Raw genomic sequence first — 19,113 nt, 5'->3', positions numbered from 1 at the left:
AAAGCAAACCAGGCTTTGCTGCGGATGGCCCCGGCTCCTCTGGCGCGGGCAACGTTTGCTAGGGATGACTATTTAGGCAATATGACCCCCTTCATCGCTATTGCAGCACATCTTCGGCGACATCCGCTTACCGACGACACATACTTTCTGGGCAGCCATAATGGGGTGACGCATCTGTCAGCCTTTGATTCGCGTAGTCTATTCGATACCTTACTATTTTCTTATCCCGCCACCTGAAGTTCCTATGAAATACCGCCCGCCGGCTCTGCTATAACTGCACCACCACTGATTGCGCGATCGGGTATATCACTTCCAATTTCTGCGGAACCCGTTACTTATGGATATTGCCAGCATTGAAAAATTGATCGCCTTAGTCGAAGCCTCCGGCATTGGCGAACTGGAAATTGCCGAAGGCGCCAGCTCCGTGCGCATCAGCCGCGTTATCGCCAGCCCGACGGCGGTCGGGCCATCCACCGCGCCAGCGGCCATCGTTCAGCCGCTGCCGACTATTCCGATTCCGGACGTACAGACGCCGGCCATCTCGCCGGACCCGGCGCCGGAACACGTCACGGTGTCCCCGATGGTGGGAACCTTTTATCTCTCACCGGGGCCCGGTGCGCCGCCATTTGTGGTTGTCGGTCAGCAGGTCAACGCCGGCGATACCCTGTGCATCGTCGAAGCGATGAAGATGATGAATCAGATCGCGGCGGATAACCGCGGGATCGTCAAAGCGATTCTGGCCACCGATGGTCAGCCGGTTGAGTTCGACCAGCCGCTGATCGTGATTGAATAGGGGGAGCCATGCTGGACAAAATTGTGATTGCCAATCGCGGCGAAATCGCGCTGCGTATCCTGCGCGCCTGCCGGGAGCTTAACATTCGCTCGGTGGCCGTCCACTCTACCGCCGACCGTGAGTTAAAACACGTGCTGCTGGCCGATGAAAGCGTCTGTATTGGCCCGCCGCCGTCCGCCAAAAGCTATCTCAATATTCCGGCGGTGATTTCGGCCGCTGAAGTGACGGGCGCGGCGGCCATCCATCCTGGTTACGGTTTTCTGGCGGAAAATGCCGACTTTGCCGAACAGGTGGAGCGCTCAGGGTTCGTGTTTATCGGCCCGAAAGCGGACACCATTCGTCTGATGGGGGACAAGGTCTCGGCCATTCAGGCGATGAAGCAAGCCGGGGTGCCGTGCGTGCCGGGATCGGACGGCCCGCTGGACGATGACCGGGAGAAGAATCGCCGGCTGGCGGCCGGGATCGGTTACCCGATCATCGTCAAGGCCTCCGGCGGCGGCGGCGGGCGCGGGATGCGGGTCGTCCGGCAGGAGAAAGAGCTGGCGCAGGCTATCGATATGACGCGCGCCGAGGCGAAAGCGGCGTTCAACAACGATATGGTCTACATGGAGAAGTATCTGGAGAATCCGCGCCATATTGAAATCCAGGTTCTGGCCGATGGACAAGGGCAGGCGATTTATCTTGCCGAACGCGATTGCTCAATGCAGCGGCGCCACCAGAAGGTGGTGGAGGAGGCCCCCGCGCCGGGGATCACCGCGGAGATCCGCCAGGCTATCGGCGCGCGCTGTGCCAAAGCCTGTCTGGACATCGGCTATCGCGGCGCCGGTACCTTCGAGTTTCTCTATGAGCAGGGTGAATTTTACTTTATCGAAATGAATACCCGCATTCAGGTGGAGCATCCGGTGACGGAAATGATCACCGGCGTTGATCTGATTAAAGAGCAGCTGAGGATTGCCGCCGGACTGCCGCTCTCTATCAGCCAGCAGCAGGTGAGCGTACGCGGCCACGCAATTGAATGCCGGATTAATGCCGAAGACCCACGCACCTTCATGCCCAGCCCCGGCAAAATTACCCGTTTTCATGCGCCAGGAGGCTTTGGCGTACGCTGGGAATCGCATATCTACGCGGGCTACAGCGTCCCGCCGTACTACGACTCGATGATTGGCAAACTGATCGTCATCGGCGATAGCCGGAGTGAGGCCATTGCGCGGATGGAACATGCCCTGAACGAGCTGGCGATCGAGGGCATCAAAACCAACGTTGAGCTGCAGCGGCGGATCATGGCGGATGACCATTTTCGCGCCGGCGGCAGCAACATCCATTATCTGGAAAAGAAACTGGAGCTCAGTCGCTGAACTTCGCCGCAAAGCCGCCTCCGGGCGGCTTTCTTCATTTATCGCTATCAATATCACTACTGGAAAACCGGAGGTAAGTTGTGTCTGCACTCTCTTATGTGACGGGTGAGAGCCATTGCGCCTGGGCTATCTATCTCGCCCAGGTGGAACGCGTCCTGCCGCTGCCCGGCGATCTCAATCGCTGGGCCGATACCCTGCGTCACCCGGAAAGGGCGCTGATTGTCGATGTTCCGCTGGAAATGGATGACGGGACGATTCGCCATTTTGAAGGCTATCGCGTTCAGCATAATCTCTCTCGCGGACCCGGCAAGGGGGGCGTGCGCTATCACCCCGACGTCAGCCTGCAGGAGGTGATGGCGCTGGCGGCGTGGATGACCGTGAAATGCGCGGCGCTCAATCTGCCGTTCGGCGGGGCGAAAGGCGGCGTACGCGTCGACCCGACGACGCTATCCGACAGAGAGCTGGAGCGTTTGACCCGCCGCTACACTTGTGAAATCAGCCGGGTGATCGGCCCCCGGCAGGATATTCCGGCGCCGGACGTCGGCACCAACGGCCAGGTCATGGCCTGGATGATGGATACCTGGTCGCGTCATGCCGGAACCGCCGCGACCGGCGTGGTGACGGGGAAACCGCTCCACCTCGGCGGCTCGCTGGGGCGGGTGCAGGCCACCGGGCGCGGAGTATTTATTACCGGCTGCCACATCGCGGAAAAGCTGGGGCTCTCCGTGGCGCAAAGTCGGGTCGCCGTGCAGGGGTTTGGCAACGTGGGTAGCGTCAGCGCCGGGCTGTTTCATGCCGCCGGCGCGCGGGTGGTGGCCGTCCAGGATCATCGCGCGACGCTGTATCAGCACAACGGCCTCGATATTCCGGCGCTGCAGGCGTGGCAGCAGGCTCATGGCACAATAGCCGGTTTCCCCGGCGCCGATAGCGTGGCGGACGAGGCTTTCTGGAGCCTCGGCTACGAAATACTGATTCCGGCAGCGCTGGAGGGGCAGATTAGCGCGGAGCGCGCCGCCGATCTGCGCTGTCGCCTCATTCTGGAGGGGGCCAACGGCCCGACGCTGCCGGAGGCCGACGATGTGCTGGCTGAGCGCGGGATCGTGCTGGTTCCCGACGTGATTGCCAACGCCGGCGGGGTGACGGTCAGCTATTTCGAGTGGGTGCAGGATTTCTCCAGCCACTTCTGGAGCGAAGAGGAGATCGATGCGCGGCTGGATACCATTATGCGCCACGCCATCGAAAGCGTCTGGCTGAAAGCGCAGGCTCTGGCTATTCCCCTGCGGACCGCCGCCTGGGTCCTGGCCTGCGAACGGATCCTGCTGGCGAGTAAAGACCGCGGGCTGTATTCCTGAGGCGCGGGGAGCGGCAAGCCCTGCGCTGCCCGCGCGGGGCCATGGGTATCAGCAAACTCAGGAAGAGGCGCGCGCGATATGCGCCCGCCGCTGCCGCTGGTCGCACCACAGGGTGAAGATCCCCGCCAGCGCCACGATCCCGGCGCCGATCAGCGTTGACGAAGCGGGCAGGCTGTTTAAGAACAGGTAGCCAATCACCATCGACCAGACCAGCGTGGTGTAGTCAAACGGCGCCAGCAGCGAGGCGTCGGTAAAACGCAGGCTTAGCGTGACCAGAATCTGCGCCATGCCGCCGAAGAAACCGCAGCCCACCAGCAACAGAAGCTGACCCGGCGTTGGCCGCGCCCAGCCGAACAGGCTGGTTGCGAGGCCAATCAGGGTGGTCATCAGCGAGAAGTAAAAGACGATGGCGCCGGGTTTTTCAATGCCGTTGAGAAAACGGATCTGAATGTTGGAGGTGGCGGTGCAGAGCGCGGCCAGCAGGGCGAACGCGACGCCGAGAGCCATCCCGGATTGCAGCTGACCGCCGGCGAACAGAGAGCCGCTGGCGGTTAAGCTGGCGGAGAGCATAAACAGGATGCCGGAAAAACCGACAATAACCCCCAGCCAGCGGGAAAAACGCACCCGCTCTTTCAGCAGTAAGGCCGCCATGATGACGGTGAAGAGCGGGGCGGCGTAGCTCAGGGCGGTGGCGTCGGCGAGGGAGATCGACACCAGCGCCAGATAGTTGAAGTACATCCCGCCGGTACCGGAAAAGCCGCGAATCAGATGGCCGAAAATATTTTTGGTCTTAATACTGGCCAGCACGTTGCCCTGAATTTTTAACCAGATGAGCAGGGGGAACATGGCGATAAAGGAGCGGAAGAAAATCACTTCGCCGGTGGGAATCGCCCCCTGTAATCCTTTGACGCAGGCCAGCATTAACGTCGCGCACAGCGCGGAGAGTATTTTTAGATAAATCCCAAGTCGGGCATTCATGTGACTACCTTTGGTTAACGGTCGCGGAGGGACGCGGGGTGGATGTCGCGCATGGCGTTACAGTAGAGGGCGCGAAGGGTCGGCAGATAAGATAATTTCGTTCTGTCAGGATAATGTTTGCTTATCTCTGGGCGCCGGCGCCGTCATATAAATCACCTATCTCCCGACAGCGTTTCCCTCTTACCCGTCGCGCAAGCAATGTCGATATAGTCGCGATAAGTGGTTAGCCATACCGGCGAAACGGGGAACCTCTTCGCGGACGTCGGTACTCTTTTATCCAGACCGAGGGGAAACAATAATGAAACTGAAGCGAAATGCGGGTTTAGCGCTGGCTCTGACGCTGGTAGCGGCGTCCGGCGCCGCGCGCGCCGACATGCTGGCGGATATTCATGCACGCGGCGAGCTGAAGTGCGCGGTCTATTCCGATGTGCCGCCGTTTTCGGCCCCGGATCCGAAAACCCGCCAGCTGGTCGGGATGGACGTTGAACTCTGCCACGCGCTGGCGAAACAGATGGGGGTCAAGGCGCAGCTGGTTCCCACTTCCGTGGAAGCGCGTATCGCCGTCATCGCTACCGGGCGAGCCGACGTGCTGATCGCCAACCTTGCCTATACCAAAACGCGCGGCCGCCAGATTCAGTTCAGCGACCCTTACTATGTCGCGAAAGAGATGCTGCTGGTAAAAGAGGCGAACGCCGATAAAACCCTCGCCGATTTCAAAGGCAAGCGCATCAGCGCCACCAAGGGGACCACCTCTGAACAATCCATCGTGCTGAAGGGCGGCAAACCGGTCACCTTCCAGGACGCCGCTTCGGCCTTCCTTGCCCTTGAGCAGAATAAAGCGCTGGGCTTCGTCACCAACACGATGACCGGTATCAAGATGATCGGTCAGGCGAAAAAGGACGGCATCAATCTGGCGATGATTAAGGAGCCGATGGCGCTTGAACCTATCGGCGTGGGGATGAAGCAGGGCGAACCGCAGCTGCTGAGCAGCGTCAATGAAAGCCTGAAGGCGATGGATGACGACGGGACGATCGACAAGATCTGGAATACCTGGATTGGGCCGAACACCGAATACAAAATGGTCCGCGAAGAACGGGTACAACCGTTATCCAGCCTCACGTTTGAACCGCTGGAATAAGTATGACGCCGACATCGAAAACCGTGTTACCCGAGCGCCGCATTGAGCTCCACGCTGGCGCCCCGGCGCGGATCTCCATGATGGGGAGCCGGGCCTGGCTTATCGAAGCGCCCGGCGCCTTCGACCTTCCGGCGCAGCGGCGCATCTGGTCTTTAGCGCAGACCCTGCGGCAGTGGCCGGAGGTGGAGTCCCTGATCCCCGGCGTGACCAATTTACTGGTGCTGCTGCGCGATACGCCGGAGGAGCCGACCGGGGTGGAGCGCCGTCTGCGCGAGTGCTGGCTGGCGGCGCAGGCGCTCAACGTCGAAGGGCGGCAGATTGACATCCCGGTGTGCTACGGCGGGGAACATGCCACCGATCTGGAGGCGGTATGTCGTCATACCGGGTTTTCCGCCCGGGAAGTCATTCGTCGTCATTCGCAGGGGATCTATACCGTGGTCGCGCTTGGCAGCGCGCCGGGGTTCGGCTATTTGCACGGCCTGGATCCGCGCCTGGCGACGCCGCGTAAAAAGGTGCCTTCGCTGAATATGCTTAAGGGGACGGTCACCATCGGCGGGCCGCAGGCGGGCGTCTCGGTGCTGACCGGGCCGAACGGCTGGAACGCTATCGGCTACGCGGAGATTGAGGTATTCAATCCCCATGCCGCCATTCCTGCGCTGATGGCGCCAGGCGATATCATCCGTTTTCTGCCTGAGAGAGTCGAACTGTGATTGAGATTGAACAAAGCGCCGCGCTAAATACGATCCAGGATTTAGGCCGCCCGGCGTGGCGCCACCTTGGCGTCTCGGTGAGCGGCGTGATGGACCCGCTGGCGCTGCGCGCCGGCAACACCCTGCTGGGGAATGAGGAAAACGCGGCGGCCATCGAAGTGCAAATGTTTCCCTTCCGCGTGCGTTTCCTGGCGGACACCTGGATCGCGCTCACCGGCGCCGACTGCCGGGCAAGGCTCGACGGCGCAGCGCTACCGGCCTGGTGGGGCTGCGCGGTACGTAAAGGCCAGCTGCTGGAACTGCGCTTTCCCCGTCGCGGCGCGCGCGGTTATCTCTGCGTGGCCGGGGGCATTGATGTCCCGCAGGTGCTGGGCTCGCGCAGCACCGCCCTGCGCGGCGGCTTCGGCGGACTCGAGGGCCGGCCGCTGCAGCGCGGCGACGTGCTGGCGTGCGGCCGGTGGCAGGGCGCGCCGCTGCCGGCCTCGGGGATCGGCATTGAGCCGCCGGAAGTGGCCTTAAGCGCTTTTTTCCCGCACAACGCGCAGGGCGATGCGCAGATCCGCGCCATCCCCGCCGGCGAATATTCGCTGTTTGCCGCCGATGCGCCGCGCTTCTGGAGCCAGGCGTGGAAAATTTCACTGCACAGCAACCGGACCGGCTATCGCCTGGCGGGGGATCCCATCCTGCCCGCCGAAACGGTTGAAATGCGCTCCTACGGTCTGATCCCGGGCATCGTACAGGTTCCGCCGGCCGGCGAACCGATTATCCAGCTGAGCGATGCCAACACCGCGGGAGGTTATCCCAAAATTGCCTGCGTGATTGAAGAGGACCTCTGGCGTCTGGGCCAGCTGCAGGCGGGTCAATCAATTCAACTGGTACAGGGCGATACGCGTACCGCCATCGCGGTGCGGCAGGCGATTGAACGCTGGCTGCAGCGTTTGCGCGTCAGCGTAGCGCCGCTGACCGGGGTTGTCGGTTTATAAGGAACTCAGCATGAAAATTGATGTGAACTCCGATATGGGAGAAGGTTTTGGCGTCTATCAGCTATGTGATGATTCGGCGTTAATGGATAGGGTCTCTTCCGCCAACATCGCCTGCGGTTTTCACGCGGGGGATCCGGCGATCATGACCCGAATGGTGCGCCTGGCGAAGGCGCGCGGCGTGGGTATTGGAGCCCATCCGGGCCTGCCGGACCGCCAGGGCTTCGGGCGCAAAGAGATGTCGTTCTCCGCGGATGAGATTTGCCAGCAGGTGGTTTATCAGCTTGGCGCGCTCTCCGCCATTGCCCGCGCCGAGGGCACCCGCGTCGCCCACCTGAGCTTTCACGCGGCGATGGGCAATATGATTAACCGTGACGACGCCCTGGCGCTTCAGGTGATGCAGACCGTCGCCCGGATCGATCCGCAACTGATTATCTTCTGCCAGCCGGACACTATCATTGAACGGGCGGCGCAGGACGCGGGGCTGCCGACGCTGACGCTGTTTCTCGCGGACCGGGCCTACGACGATCGCGGGCAGCTGGTCCCGCGCGGCACTCCCGGTTCGCTGATCAAAGAGGAGACGGCGGTGCGCGCCAGAGTACGTCAATTTCTGCAGCACGGTACGGTGACCACCTTTAGCGGCAATACGCTGCCGGTACGTGCGCGTTCGATCCTAGTTCATAGCGATACCCCGGGTTCGCTGGCGCTGGCGACGCTGGTTCGCAGCGAGATTGAAGCCTGCGGCGCGACGGTTGCGCCGGCGACGGAGGTGCTGGCGCAGTAAAGCATTTCCCCCGTAGCGAGGGGCGCAAACCGCGCCCCTGACCACCGTCTGCTCTCCCTTCGCCGTGGGACTGCTGGAGCCCCATCCTGCCAAAACCGATTTTCCCTCTCGTCAGGTATGAATTGAGCCCGTCGTCCCACAGGCGGGATAAAAAAATGCCTGCCGGTCAGACGCCAGGCAGGCATTTCACTCTGCTCAGCGCGCGCAATCTGCGCGCCGCAGCTTAACGACAGCCCGCGCAGAAGGCCGCAAGACGATCGCAGCCGGTTTGCAGGCGTTCCATACTGGTGGCGTAAGACAGGCGGAAATAGGGGCTCATGCCGTAGGCCGCCCCCTGTACCGTCACCACGTGTTGCTCTTCGATAAGCGCCATCACAAAATCGGCGTCGCTGGCGATAAAACGCCCGCCGGCGCTGGTTTTACCGATAAATTCCGCGATGTTGACGAACAGATAGAAGGCCCCCTGCGGCTTATGGCAGCGCAGGCCGGGAATACCGGCAAGGCGCTCAAGCACGTAATCGCGGCGCTGGCGATAGATTTCCGCGCGTTCCGCCAGCAGATCCTGCGGGCCATCAAGCGCGGCGACGGAACCCGCCTGCGCCAGGGTCGCCACGCCGCCGCTGTTTTGCGTATTGACGTTGCTCATCGCCTTAATCAGCGGCAGTGGGCCGCCGCAAAAACCCAGCCGCCAGCCGGTCATTGAATAGGCTTTCGAGACGCCGTTCACCGTCAATACGCGATCGTACAGCCGGGGCTCCACCTGCGCCAGAGTCCAGAATTTCACGCCGTCGTACAGGAGATGCTCATAAATGTCGTCGGTCATGATCCAGATCTGCGGATGACGCAGCAGCATTTCGCCCAGCGCCAGGAGTTCGGCATGCGTGGCGACGGAGCCGGTCGGGTTGCTGGGATAGTTCAGCAGCAGCCATTTGGTCTTCGGCGTGATCGCCGCTTCGACGTCCTGCGGCAGCGGTTTAAAGCCGTGCTCTTCATGACAGGGCACCGCAACCGGCGTTCCGCCGGCGAATTTAACGATGTCGGCGTAGCTAATCCACGACGGCATGGGGATGATCACTTCATCACCGGGGTTAATGGTCGCCATCATGGCGTTGAAGATAATCTGTCGGGCGCCGCCGGCGGTCAGGATCTGGCTGATGTCATAGCGCAGTTCATTATCGCGCAGGAACTTGCGCTGAATGGCGGCGCGCAGCGCGGGCGTGCCGTCCGTCGGCGGGTAACGGGTATCCCCGGCGCACGCCGCGGCATAGGCGGCATCGATCACGTGAGGCGGCGTGGGGAAGTCCGGTTCGCCGGTAGAGAGACCGACGACGTCGATTCCCTGCGCGGCGAGATCGCGCGCTTTTTGCGTCATGGCGACGGAGGCGGAGACGGTAACATTTTTGAGACGATCGGCGATATCAGGCATGAGGCTGCGGTTCCTGGTTATAAGGTCAGCAAACCCGCACGCGGCGCAGAACGATCCGCCACGTGCGGCGAGCGGGGGTCAATAGACGTCAACCAGCATAGAGGGGGGCAAAGGCGGCGAGCTAATAGCGCTTTGTTGTGGGGACATAACGCAATGCGATGACTGACGGGAATCGCCCCCTGACGACCGGCCGATGAACGGGGCCGCGCGTATGCGCCGCTGCACCCCTACGGTGCAAACGCGGGAGCGCTGAAGGGCGGATTGCCCGAAATGGTGGCGCGATCGGCGGCCTGCGGGGCTTTCAGGTTCTGGCATCGATTTTGCTTGTCATCAGAGATGCGTATTGATGTAGGACAGCTATTATGAATCTTCGCCGCCTGAAATATTTCATCAAAATTGTCGACGTCGGGAGCCTGACGCAGGCCGCTGACATTCTGCATATCGCCCAGCCGGCGCTCAGCCAGCAGCTGGCGACGCTAGAAGGCGAGGTCGATCAGCAGCTCTTGATTCGCACCAAACGCGGGGTTACGCCGACCGATGCCGGGAAAATTCTCTATACCCACGCTCAGGCGATTCTACGCCAGTGCGCGCAGGCGCAGAGCGCCATCGACGGCGCGGGCCGGGCCCTGAGCGGCCAGGTTTCCGTCGGCCTGGCGCCCGGCACCGCCGCCCAGCAGCTGGCGATCCCGCTGCTGACCGAAGTGCAGCGCCAGCATCCTGGGATCGTGCTCTATTTCAATGAAAACTTTGGCACGACCCTCAGCGAATTAATCATGAGCGGGCGAATGGATATGGCGGTGATTTATGGCGACCGCGATATTCACGGTTTGCGTTTTCTGCCGCTGATGAAAGAGGAGCTCTTTTTCGTCTGCCCGCACGCGCTGGGGGAGCCGCGGCGCGAAATCGCCCTGGCGGAGGTCGCCCGCTACGATCTGTTCCTGCCGCGCATTTATAACATTATGCGTAAAGCCGCGGACGACGCCTTTACCCTCGCCGGACTGAGCTACCGGGTGAAGTGCGAGATTGAATCGCAGACCACGCTTAACGCCGCGCTGGCGGCGGAGCTCGGCGGCACCATCATGCCGGAGTCCGCGGCGCGCACCATGCTCCAGCCCGCCAATGCCTGGATGGCGAGAATTGTCGAACCCAATGTGCTCACCTCGCTCTCGTTCTGTATGTCCGACCATCTGCCGCTTTCGCAGCCCGCGGAGGCGGTGAAGGGGATTTTGCTCTCCCTGATGGCGCAGCGGACCGAGGACAACCGGCCGCTAACCCTGGTGGGATAATAAGTCCCCCTTATTGCCTCAAAGCGAAACCCTCTTATCAACCCGCCCGATACCCGCGCTAGAGTCACTACTCTGGCGCGCGGCGCTGCCGTGATCTGACCCTTGCGCGATGGAATCATGATGGAAAAAGAACTGATAGCTTTTGAGGACCTGCGCCAGCTGGCGCAGAAGATGCATAACGCCGGACTACGGGAGCTTGAGTGGCGCGGCGCGGACTGGTCGGTTCGTCTGCGCTACCCCGGTGGCAAAACGATGGCCGAACCGCCGCCTCTGTCGTCGCCGCCGGCCGAACCCCGCCTGCTGCCGGTGTGTTCCCCGATGCCGGGACGTCTGCTGCTGAGCCACCCCAGCCACGGGGAGGCGTTCGTCAGCGAGGGGCAGCGCGTTGAGCCGGACGATATCCTCGCGCTGGTGCAGGTCGGGCCGCTCTATTTGCCGGTGCGCAGCCCGGTGGCCGGGACGCTCAAAAACCTTGCCGCGACGGCGGGGAGCCGGCTGGAGTACGGCAGCGAGATCGCGCTGCTGCTGCCCGCGGATGCCGCTTCCGCGAAGTTATAAGGACCCCTTATCGGGCCAAACTATTTATGTCTTATCCCCGTTGGACATAACTGCATACAGTCAGAAAAACAACGTCAAAGGCAGATCGGTCTGCCGCAACAGGAGAGGCACATATGCCATTTTCAGATTATAAAGTGGCCCTGGTGACCGGCGCTTCCGCCGGAATGGGTGAAGCGATTGTCGAACGCCTTTGTCAGGAAGGGATTGTGGTCCACGCGGTAGCGCGTCGGCACGAACAGCTGGCCGCGCTGGCGGACAGAACCGGCTGCATTCCCCACGCCGTCGACGTTGGCGATCTGTCGGCGCTGACCGAACTGTGCCGCGATCTGCAGGTCGATATTCTGGTGAACAACGCCGGCGTCTCTCATCCGGGATCGATTCTCGATGCCGAAGCCGACTGGATCAACACCCAGGTGGATGTCAACCTGCGCGCCGTGCTGCACCTGTGCCGGCTGCTGGTTCCGGGAATGGTGGCGCGCGACTGCGGCCACGTCATTAATATCACCTCCATCGCCGCGATTTATAACTTCAACGGCAATTCCATCTATCACGCCACCAAAGCGGGGGTACACGCGCTGTCGCGTCAGCTGCGCGTCGATTGCTACGGCAAGCGGGTGCGAATTACCGAAATTTGCCCGGGGCGGGTGGCGACGGAGATTTTCGGTAACGTTTCCGGCGATCACGAAGAGGCGCGCCGTCGCTTTATCGAGGGTTTCGAGCTGCCGGAAGCAAAAGATATCGCCGACTGCGTGGCCTTCGCGCTCGCCGCGCCGGTGGCGGTCAACATCGGCAATATTGAGATCACCCCGACGCTGCAGGTACCCGGCGGGCTATCCACAATGCGTCCCGGCGACCGTGAGTCCTGAATGACGGCAAACGAGGAGGATATATGGCACTCGACTTCAGTAACGTGATGACTGGCCACTACGGCCAGATGATTATTGATGGCACCGTCGTCACTCTGGAACTGGCGTTGGGTGCATGGCTGCTAGCCATGTTTATTGCGCTGGTGCTGGTGATGATCCGCCTGAGCAACAAGCGCTTCGCGCAACTGTTGGTGGCGGCGTATGTATCCTACCACCGCAACGTACCGACGCTTATTCAGCTGATGATGTGGTATTTCGCGATTCCGACGCTGCTGCCCGAGTCGCTGCAGATGTGGGTTAACGAGATGAATGCGGAGTTTTTGTTCTCGCTGGTCGCGCTGGGACTGTGCCAGGCGGCCTACTTCTCTGAAGATATCCGCAGCGGCCTGCGCGCCATCCCCGAGGGGCAGAATGAGGCGGCGCGGGCGCTGGGAATGGGGTATTTGCGCGCCATGCGGCTGGTGATTCTGCCGCAAGGGATCCGCAACGCGCTGCCGTCGGTGATTAACCACACCGTGCTGCTGTTTAAAAATACCAGCCTTGCCATGGTCATTGGCGTCGCCGAACTGACTTACGTTACGCGCGATATTGAAAACCAGACCTTCCGCACCTTCGAAGCGTATACGGTGGCGACGGTAGGCTACCTGGCCTTCTCTTTGCTGCTGATGGGGATGGGGGCGCTGCTGGCCCGTCGCTTTCAGCGCGCGTATGCGAGGTAATCTGTATGTTTGATTTTTTCACGATTCTGCACGATAACGGCCTGCTGTTGCTGATGGGGCAGTATCCCGATGGTCCGCTGGGCGGCGTGCTGTGTACCTTGCTGGTGTCGCTGCTGGCGGTACTGTTCGCTTTTCCGGTCGGCGTGCTGTTATGCCTCGCTCGCCTCTCGCCGTGGCGCTGGCTGAGCTGGCCGGTAACCTGCTGGATCTATTTGCTGCGCGGTATCCCGCTGATGATGGTGGTGTTCTGGACCTATTTCTGCGTGCCGCTGCTGATTGGCCACAACATCAGCGGCTTCAGCACCATGCTGTGTACGCTGATCATCTACGAGAGCACCTATATCGCTGAAATCGTGCGCGGCGGGATCCAGGCGCTGCCCTCGGGGCAATATGAAGCCTCCCGCGCGCTGGGAATGGGGCACATCCGGGCGCTGCGCCTGGTGATTCTGCCGCAGGCGTTGTACAACACGCTGCCGAGTCTGATAAGCCAGCTGGTGTCGATTATCAAAGATAGCACCCTTGGCTACGTGATTAACGTACCGGAGCTGACCTATGCGGCTAACCAGGTCAGTAACCAGCTGCTGACGAAACCGTTCCAGGTCTTTGCCATCGTGGCGCTGAGCTATTACATCATTAACTTTAGCCTGACGTGGCTGGCCAGTCGCCTGGAGCTGCGTATCGCCAGCAGGAGGCAAGGCGCGCAGTCCGCCACGGGAAAGCCGGTCACGCCGCTGGTTCTCGACCCGTCATCATCACAAACTCAATAAGGAGCAACCATGCGACCGATGATTCTGTTCAATCAGGTGAATAAATGGTACGGGGAATATCAGGCCCTGACCGACGTAAGCGCCGAAATCAAAAGCGGTGAAGTGGTGGTGGTGTGTGGTCCTTCCGGATCGGGAAAATCGACGCTCATCCGGACGGTCAACCGTCTTGAGCCCATTGAACAGGGGCAGATCCTGTTTGACGGCGTCGATATTCATGGCTCAAGCACCCGGCTGAACCAGCTGCGCACGCGAATCGGCTTCGTTTTCCAGAGTTTCAACCTGTTTCCGCACGTTTCGGTGCTGGAGAATATTATGATGTCGCCGGTGAAAGTGCTCGGCGAGAAGCGCTCTGAAGCCCGGCGCCATGCCGGGGAGCTGCTGGAGCGGGTAGGGCTGTCGCACAAGGCCGACGTTTACCCGGCGCAGCTTTCCGGCGGCCAGCAGCAGCGGGTAGCTATTGCCCGGGCGCTGGCGATGAAGCCGCCGGTCATGTTGTTTGATGAACCAACTTCCGCACTCGATCCGGAGATGGTCGGCGAGGTGCTGAGCGTGATGCGCGGGCTGGCGCAGGAAGGCATGACCATGATGTGCGTCACCCATGAAATGAATTTTGCCCGTGACGTCGCCGATACGATCTGGTTTATGGATCAGGGACAAATACTGGAAAAGGCCGAGCCGGATAAATTCTTCACCGCGCCGCAGCATCCGCGCGCGCGGCGTTTCCTCAATGATTTACTGGTCCACTAGACAGTTGAGCTGCTAGCGCGTTCCGCACCTGCTGCAACAGAAGCTGCGGAGGAACTCCTGGCCTGATGCTTGTTCTTCCCCCTGGCTGTGTTCTGATGTCAGGAGGTCGGCGGATATTTTTCATGGCAATGATATGGATGCCTGGTATCGGCATCCGTCATACCTTTCTGCCCTGACGGACCCAATAACAAAACCGTACCGCTGTGCACGGGTGCGGCTTTGCCTGGTGAAGAGAGGTTACCCGGTTTCGCCTCAACCCGGTAAAGCGAAGCCTCGGTGCTTGATATACACCAGGCGGGCCGTCGGATTTGACTCCCCGTGTTTGCCGCTACGGAGGGTAAAGTCTCAACGCTCCGGGATGCGCTTTAACCTAACCTTTTGAATTCATGCCGTATAAGGATTCGTAAGGATGTACGAAAGCAAAAAGCCCGCTTAAGTTTCCTTAAGCGGGCTTTTTAAATATGGCTCCTCTGACTGGACTCGAACCAGTGACATACGGATTAACAGTCCGCCGTTCTACCGACTGAACTACAGAGGAATCGTCGTGGAGTCGTATCTTAGCGGCGAAAAAATATTTGTCAAACATCAATTCGCCGACAGATGTTCAACTGCCGTTTCCATCAACAATTTGTTGCTATTACCGACAATTAATCAGGAAAAATGTTTTGCAGGATCGCCCATTCTCTATCATCATTTGAAATGTAGTTTCAACTTTTCTCACTAAGGTCTCCCTTGAACGTCACCTCCGCAGTACGCCAGGTCGCTGAACGCACGACCTGGTTTAAAAAGCGTAAAAGTTACCGTGTCCTTTACTGGCGTGAAATCAGCCCCCTTGCGGTGCCTATTTTCCTCGAAAACACCTGCGTTTTGCTGATGGGGGTGTTGAGTACGTTCCTGGTCAGCTGGCTGGGAAAAGAGGCGATGGCGGGCGTGGGGCTGGCCGACAGCTTTAACATGGTGATTATGTCGTTTTTTGCCGCCATCGACCTCGGTACCACGGTGGTCGTGGCCTTTAGCCTCGGCAAACTCGACCGGCGGCGGGCGAGGGCGGCGGCGAGACAATCGCTGGTCATCATGACGCTGTTCTCCATTCTGCTGGCGGCGGTGATCCATGCTTTCGGCAGCGAGATCATCGACGTTGTCGCCGGAGACGCCTCGTCGCAGGTGAAGGCTCTGGCGTTGACCTATCTGGAGCTGACGGTGCTGAGCTACCCGGCGGCGGCGATTGCGCTGATCGGCAGCGGGGCTTTGCGCGGGGCCGGCAACACCAAAATTCCGCTGTTGATCAACGGCGGGATGAACATCCTCAATATTATTATCAGCAGCATCCTGATTTACGGCGTTTTTTCCTGGCCGGGGCTGGGGTTTGTCGGCGCGGGGCTGGGGCTGACGATCGCCCGTTATATTGGCGCGGTGGCGATCGTGTGGGTCCTGGCGATTGGTTTTAACCCGGCGCTGCGCATTTCGCTGAAGAGTTACTTTAAACCGTTCAACTTCGCGATTATCTGGGAAGTGATGGGCATCGGTATCCCGGCGAGCATCGAGTCGGTGCTGTTCAACGGCGGTAAACTGCTGACGCAGATGTTTGTTGCCGGAATGGGGACTAACGTCATCGCCGGGAACTTTATCGCCTTTTCCGTCGCTTCGTTAATTAACCTGCCGGGGAATGCATTAGGTTCTGCTTCCACCATCATTACCGGTAAACGGCTGGGCAAAGGGCAAATAGGGCAGGCCGAGCGTCAGGCGTGGCACGTGTTCTGGCTATCCACAATCGTGCTGACGGTGATTGCCTGGGGCACCGCGCCGTTCGCTAACCTGATCGCTTCGTTCTATACCAGCGAAGAAGATGTCAAAGTGGTGGTCAAGGAACTGCTGTGGCTGAACGCCTTCTTTATGCCGATCTGGGCGACCTCGTGGATCCTGCCCTGCGCCTTTAAAGGCGCGCGTGATGTGCGCTATACCATGTGGGTGTCGATGCTGGGCATGTGGGGCTGTCGCGTGGTGGCGGGCTATACGCTGGGGATTGTCCTCGGGATGGGCGTTATCGGCGTCTGGCTGGGGATGGTGCTCGACTGGGCGGTGCGCGGCGTGCTGTTCTATTGCCGAATGGTGAGCGGGCGCTGGCTATGGAAATATCCGCGGAGTAAAACTCAAGTGGACGAAAAATAACCGCTTTTCAGGTAAAACGGTACTTTTTACCCAAAATGGAGAATAAATCGGCAAACGATTTAAAATGTGAGAAACAGCCTTTGACAAGGCCCTACGGCGCCGTTAATATTCGCCCCGTTCACACGATTCCTCTGTAGTTCAGTCGGTAGAACGGCGGACTGTTAATCCGTATGTCACTGGTTCGAGTCCAGTCAGAGGAGCCATATTTAAGAAGCCCGCTTAAGGAAACTTAAGCGGGCTTTTTGCTTTTTGTCGCGATTGAAATCTGCGGAAGGCGGACACCTGAGCCGATGCCGAGTGCTCTGTCAACAGAGGGCCCGGTCCGATGAGCGGGCCGGGAAAACTGAGAAACATTGGTCACAACATGCAAGATACGTCTGGTCATCCGCCGGCGTCTCCGGTGGCTAATTCCGGTTCGGCTGCTTATCCCGCCATTCTCTGTGTATCTCTTCCAGACCTTCACGGTAGGTTGTGACGGTGAAATCAGGGAAACGATGTTTAAATTTCGCCGATTCGAACAGGTTGTCATATTCATAGCGCGGCAGCAGTTCCCGAATTTCGCGTATCCCCTTCGAAAACAGACCCGCAACGATCATCCTCTGCTTACTGAGAACGGAATATTCAGCGGCTGTGCCGAACACTTCACCGGCCAGCGTAACAAACTGTTTATAGGTGAGGCGCTGGTCGCAGCAGGGCAGGTGCCAGCTCTGGCCGAAAGCATCCGGGGTATTACCGAGAACAGCAAGGGCGCGACTGGCATCAGGCGTCCAGATGAGCGTACGCAGCTTATCGTCACGTACCGGCACGCGTGGCCGTTCGCCCGTTTTTAGCCTGTCGATGATCAGGGCGTTGGTAAAACTCTGCGTCTTCCCCGGCCCATAGAACTCCGGCGCGCGTCCGATAATGACCGGAATGGCCTTGCGTTTCATCTCTTCAAGCACCATGTTCGTCATTCGGGCGCGCACCTTTCCTTTACGCCCCCTGGGGGCGAAGCGCGTTTCTTCCGTCTGCGGATCGCCGTTCTGCGGGTACATATAGGTATTGTCAAAATAGACAAAACTGGCTCCCGCCGCGCGGGTAGCATCGAGCGCATTTTTCAGCATCGTCGGGAACTGTTGCTCCCACAGCGCCGAGTCCGTCGGTAGCCCCGCGGCGAAATAGACAATGCTGCTGCCTTTTACCGCTTCCCGCGTTTGCGCCGCATCAAGCAGATTGGCCGCGACGGTCACATCGCCGTCGTTCACCTTGCGCGGGCTGCGGCTGACCAGTCTCAGGTCATCGGTGTATGAGCGTTTCAGCTCGCGGGCAAGCTCGCGGGCAATCTGACCGCTGGCGCCCAGAATCGTTTGCATCTCCGTTCCTCATTATTCTCAATCCCGATGCAAGGCATCTGCGTCCGTCACGCGACGTAAACAGTAAAAGGATAGTTTACCGACGTTGCGTAAGGGGCGCGGCGTTTGCATCGCAACCCGCCCCCCGGCTCTGCGGTGGCGAGGGGGCCTCTGGTGATGATTTATCTGCAGGGACCACGGCTGACGAGCGGCCGTGGTCAGCGCATCAGCTATTTACAAACGCCAGCAGGTCCGCATTGACCTGCTCAGCGTGGGTGGTGGGGATCCCGTGCGGGGCCCCTTTGTAGGTTTTCAGCGTACCGTTCCTGACCAGGCTTGCGGAAAGTAAACCTGAATCATGGTAGGGAACGACCTGATCGTCATCGCCATGGATGACCAGTACCGGGATGGAAATACGCTTAAGATCTTCGGTGAAATCCGTCTGTGAGAACGCAACGATGCCGTCATAGTGCGCTTTGGCTCCTCCCATCATCCCCTGGCGCCACCAGTTCCAGATCACCGCCTGCGACGGACTGGCTCCCGGCCGGTTGTAGCCATAAAAGGGGCCCGCGGGGACATCGTAATAGAACTGCGCCCTGTTGGCGGCCAGCTGCGCCTGGAAGTCAGCAAACACCGATTCAGGCGTACCTTGCGGATTATGCTCCGTTTTTACCATCAGCGGCGGGACGGCGCTAATCAGTACGGCTTTGGAAACGTTATCTTCGCCATGACGAACGATGTAGCGAACGACCTCGCCGCCGCCGGTTGAATGCCCCACGTGCATGGCGCCCTGTATGCCTAAATGCTGAACGACGGCGGCAACATCGTCGGCATAATGATCCATATCATGGCCGTCCCACACCTGGCTTGAACGCCCGTGACCGCGTCGGTCATGGGCGACGACCCTGAAACCTTTGTTCACAAAGAACAGCATCTGGGCGTCCCAGTCATCGCTGGACAGCGGCCAGCCGTGATGGAAGAAGATCGTTTTTCCCGTTTCAGGTCCCCAGTCCTTATAGAAAATATCAACGCCGTCGCTGGTTGTTACATAACCCATATCGTTTCTCCGGTTCAGTAAGTTGTCAAAGGCAGAGGTGTGTTCCGGGCGCGGCTCGTGCCTGAACGACTGGCGGGCGGATAGACGCCAGAGCTTG

The 19,113-nt window shown here is 59.9% G+C and carries 18 protein-coding genes and 2 tRNA genes; 15 read left to right on the top strand and 5 right to left on the bottom strand.

Translation table 11 applies throughout. The features are described 5' to 3' along the window. Positions 1-337: 337 nt before the first annotated feature. From accB to EDF73_RS01810, 3 genes are all read left to right on the top strand, one after another. On the top strand, positions 338-793 hold the full coding sequence (accB, locus tag EDF73_RS01820) for an acetyl-CoA carboxylase biotin carboxyl carrier protein (RefSeq protein ID WP_132725096.1): 456 nt from the start codon (positions 338-340) through the stop codon (positions 791-793). An 8-nt stretch (positions 794-801) separates the two neighbouring features. Next, a complete protein-coding gene (gene accC, locus EDF73_RS01815) occupies positions 802-2,148 on the top strand; it encodes an acetyl-CoA carboxylase biotin carboxylase subunit (RefSeq protein ID WP_132725094.1) in 1,347 nt (448 codons plus the stop codon). Positions 2,149-2,228: 80 nt separating this feature from the next. Beyond that, a complete protein-coding gene (locus tag EDF73_RS01810; protein ID WP_132725092.1) occupies positions 2,229-3,500 on the top strand; it encodes a Glu/Leu/Phe/Val dehydrogenase in 1,272 nt (423 codons plus the stop codon). Between the two features lie 57 nt (positions 3,501-3,557). On the opposite strand, the gene EDF73_RS01805 is transcribed toward EDF73_RS01810, so the two are convergent. Beyond that, a complete protein-coding gene (locus EDF73_RS01805) occupies positions 3,558-4,478 on the bottom strand; it encodes a DMT family transporter (protein WP_132725090.1) in 921 nt (306 codons plus the stop codon). 298 nt (positions 4,479-4,776) lie between these two features. On the opposite strand from EDF73_RS01805, the gene EDF73_RS01800 reads away from it, so the two are divergent. Genes EDF73_RS01800 through EDF73_RS01785 form a run of 4 tightly spaced genes read left to right on the top strand, consistent with a single transcriptional unit; the run spans position 4,777 to position 8,090 of the window. Further along, the gene (locus EDF73_RS01800) at positions 4,777-5,616 is read left to right on the top strand and encodes an ABC transporter substrate-binding protein (protein WP_132725088.1); all 840 of its coding nucleotides are present in this window, start codon (positions 4,777-4,779) and stop codon (positions 5,614-5,616) included. Between the two features lie 2 nt (positions 5,617-5,618). Then, positions 5,619-6,326 (top strand): 5-oxoprolinase subunit PxpB, encoded by a 708-nt coding sequence (gene pxpB / locus EDF73_RS01795; protein WP_132725086.1) that lies wholly within the window; start codon positions 5,619-5,621, stop codon positions 6,324-6,326. Beyond that, positions 6,323-7,309 carry a biotin-dependent carboxyltransferase family protein gene (locus EDF73_RS01790; protein ID WP_132725084.1) on the top strand — a complete coding sequence of 329 codons (987 nt, stop codon included), beginning with the start codon at positions 6,323-6,325 and terminating at the stop codon, positions 7,307-7,309. Before pxpB ends, EDF73_RS01790 begins: the two co-directional genes overlap by 4 nt. Before the next feature lie 10 nt (positions 7,310-7,319). After that, positions 7,320-8,090: a 5-oxoprolinase subunit PxpA gene (locus EDF73_RS01785; RefSeq protein WP_132725082.1), complete on the top strand. Its 771-nt coding sequence runs from the start codon at positions 7,320-7,322 to the stop codon at positions 8,088-8,090. 223 nt (positions 8,091-8,313) lie between these two features. On the opposite strand, the gene EDF73_RS01780 is transcribed toward EDF73_RS01785, so the two are convergent. Beyond that, positions 8,314-9,516, bottom strand: a complete 1,203-nt coding sequence (locus EDF73_RS01780; RefSeq protein WP_132725080.1) for a pyridoxal phosphate-dependent aminotransferase — start codon at positions 9,514-9,516, stop codon at positions 8,314-8,316. Positions 9,517-9,878: 362 nt separating this feature from the next. Here EDF73_RS01780 and nac point away from each other — a divergent pair, with 362 nt between their 5' ends. From nac to EDF73_RS01750, 6 genes are all read left to right on the top strand, one after another. Next, entirely contained in the window at positions 9,879-10,802 is a 924-nt protein-coding gene (nac, locus tag EDF73_RS01775) for a nitrogen assimilation transcriptional regulator NAC (RefSeq protein ID WP_132725078.1), read from the top strand. 117 nt (positions 10,803-10,919) lie between these two features. Beyond that, on the top strand, positions 10,920-11,360 hold the full coding sequence (locus tag EDF73_RS01770) for an acetyl-CoA carboxylase biotin carboxyl carrier protein subunit (protein WP_243655191.1): 441 nt from the start codon (positions 10,920-10,922) through the stop codon (positions 11,358-11,360). A gap of 113 nt (positions 11,361-11,473) precedes the next feature. Next, positions 11,474-12,226, top strand: coding sequence for an SDR family oxidoreductase (locus tag EDF73_RS01765; RefSeq protein ID WP_032686847.1), 753 nt, complete (start codon positions 11,474-11,476; stop codon positions 12,224-12,226). A 23-nt stretch (positions 12,227-12,249) separates the two neighbouring features. Continuing rightward, a complete protein-coding gene (locus tag EDF73_RS01760) occupies positions 12,250-12,945 on the top strand; it encodes an amino acid ABC transporter permease (RefSeq protein WP_132725076.1) in 696 nt (231 codons plus the stop codon). A gap of 5 nt (positions 12,946-12,950) precedes the next feature. Next, positions 12,951-13,712 carry an amino acid ABC transporter permease gene (locus EDF73_RS01755; protein ID WP_132725074.1) on the top strand — a complete coding sequence of 254 codons (762 nt, stop codon included), beginning with the start codon at positions 12,951-12,953 and terminating at the stop codon, positions 13,710-13,712. Between the two features lie 9 nt (positions 13,713-13,721). Beyond that, the gene (locus EDF73_RS01750) at positions 13,722-14,459 is read left to right on the top strand and encodes an amino acid ABC transporter ATP-binding protein (RefSeq protein ID WP_132725072.1); all 738 of its coding nucleotides are present in this window, start codon (positions 13,722-13,724) and stop codon (positions 14,457-14,459) included. Between the two features lie 462 nt (positions 14,460-14,921). Here EDF73_RS01750 and EDF73_RS01745 read toward each other — a convergent pair. Further along, positions 14,922-14,997, bottom strand: a tRNA-Asn gene (locus tag EDF73_RS01745). A gap of 194 nt (positions 14,998-15,191) precedes the next feature. On the opposite strand from EDF73_RS01745, the gene EDF73_RS01740 reads away from it, so the two are divergent. Both EDF73_RS01740 and EDF73_RS01735 read left to right on the top strand, forming a co-directional pair. Next, complete coding sequence (locus EDF73_RS01740) at positions 15,192-16,628, top strand: EmmdR/YeeO family multidrug/toxin efflux MATE transporter (RefSeq protein ID WP_132725070.1); 1,437 nt, start codon at positions 15,192-15,194, stop codon at positions 16,626-16,628. 127 nt (positions 16,629-16,755) lie between these two features. Continuing rightward, positions 16,756-16,831, top strand: a tRNA-Asn gene (locus EDF73_RS01735). 201 nt (positions 16,832-17,032) lie between these two features. Here EDF73_RS01735 and EDF73_RS01730 read toward each other — a convergent pair. Together EDF73_RS01730 and EDF73_RS01725 are read right to left on the bottom strand one after the other, a co-directional pair. Further along, positions 17,033-17,980, bottom strand: coding sequence for an NAD-dependent epimerase/dehydratase family protein (locus tag EDF73_RS01730; RefSeq protein ID WP_132725068.1), 948 nt, complete (start codon positions 17,978-17,980; stop codon positions 17,033-17,035). Between the two features lie 205 nt (positions 17,981-18,185). Further along, complete coding sequence (locus EDF73_RS01725) at positions 18,186-19,016, bottom strand: alpha/beta hydrolase (RefSeq protein ID WP_132725066.1); 831 nt, start codon at positions 19,014-19,016, stop codon at positions 18,186-18,188. Between the last annotated feature and the right edge of the window lie 97 nt (positions 19,017-19,113).

The sequence above is a fragment of the Klebsiella sp. BIGb0138 genome, from assembly GCF_004342285.1.
In the GTDB taxonomy this organism is placed as follows: domain Bacteria; phylum Pseudomonadota; class Gammaproteobacteria; order Enterobacterales; family Enterobacteriaceae; genus Klebsiella.
Note: the sequence above shows the minus strand (reverse complement) of the source record. Positions and strands in the feature narration are given on the sequence as shown.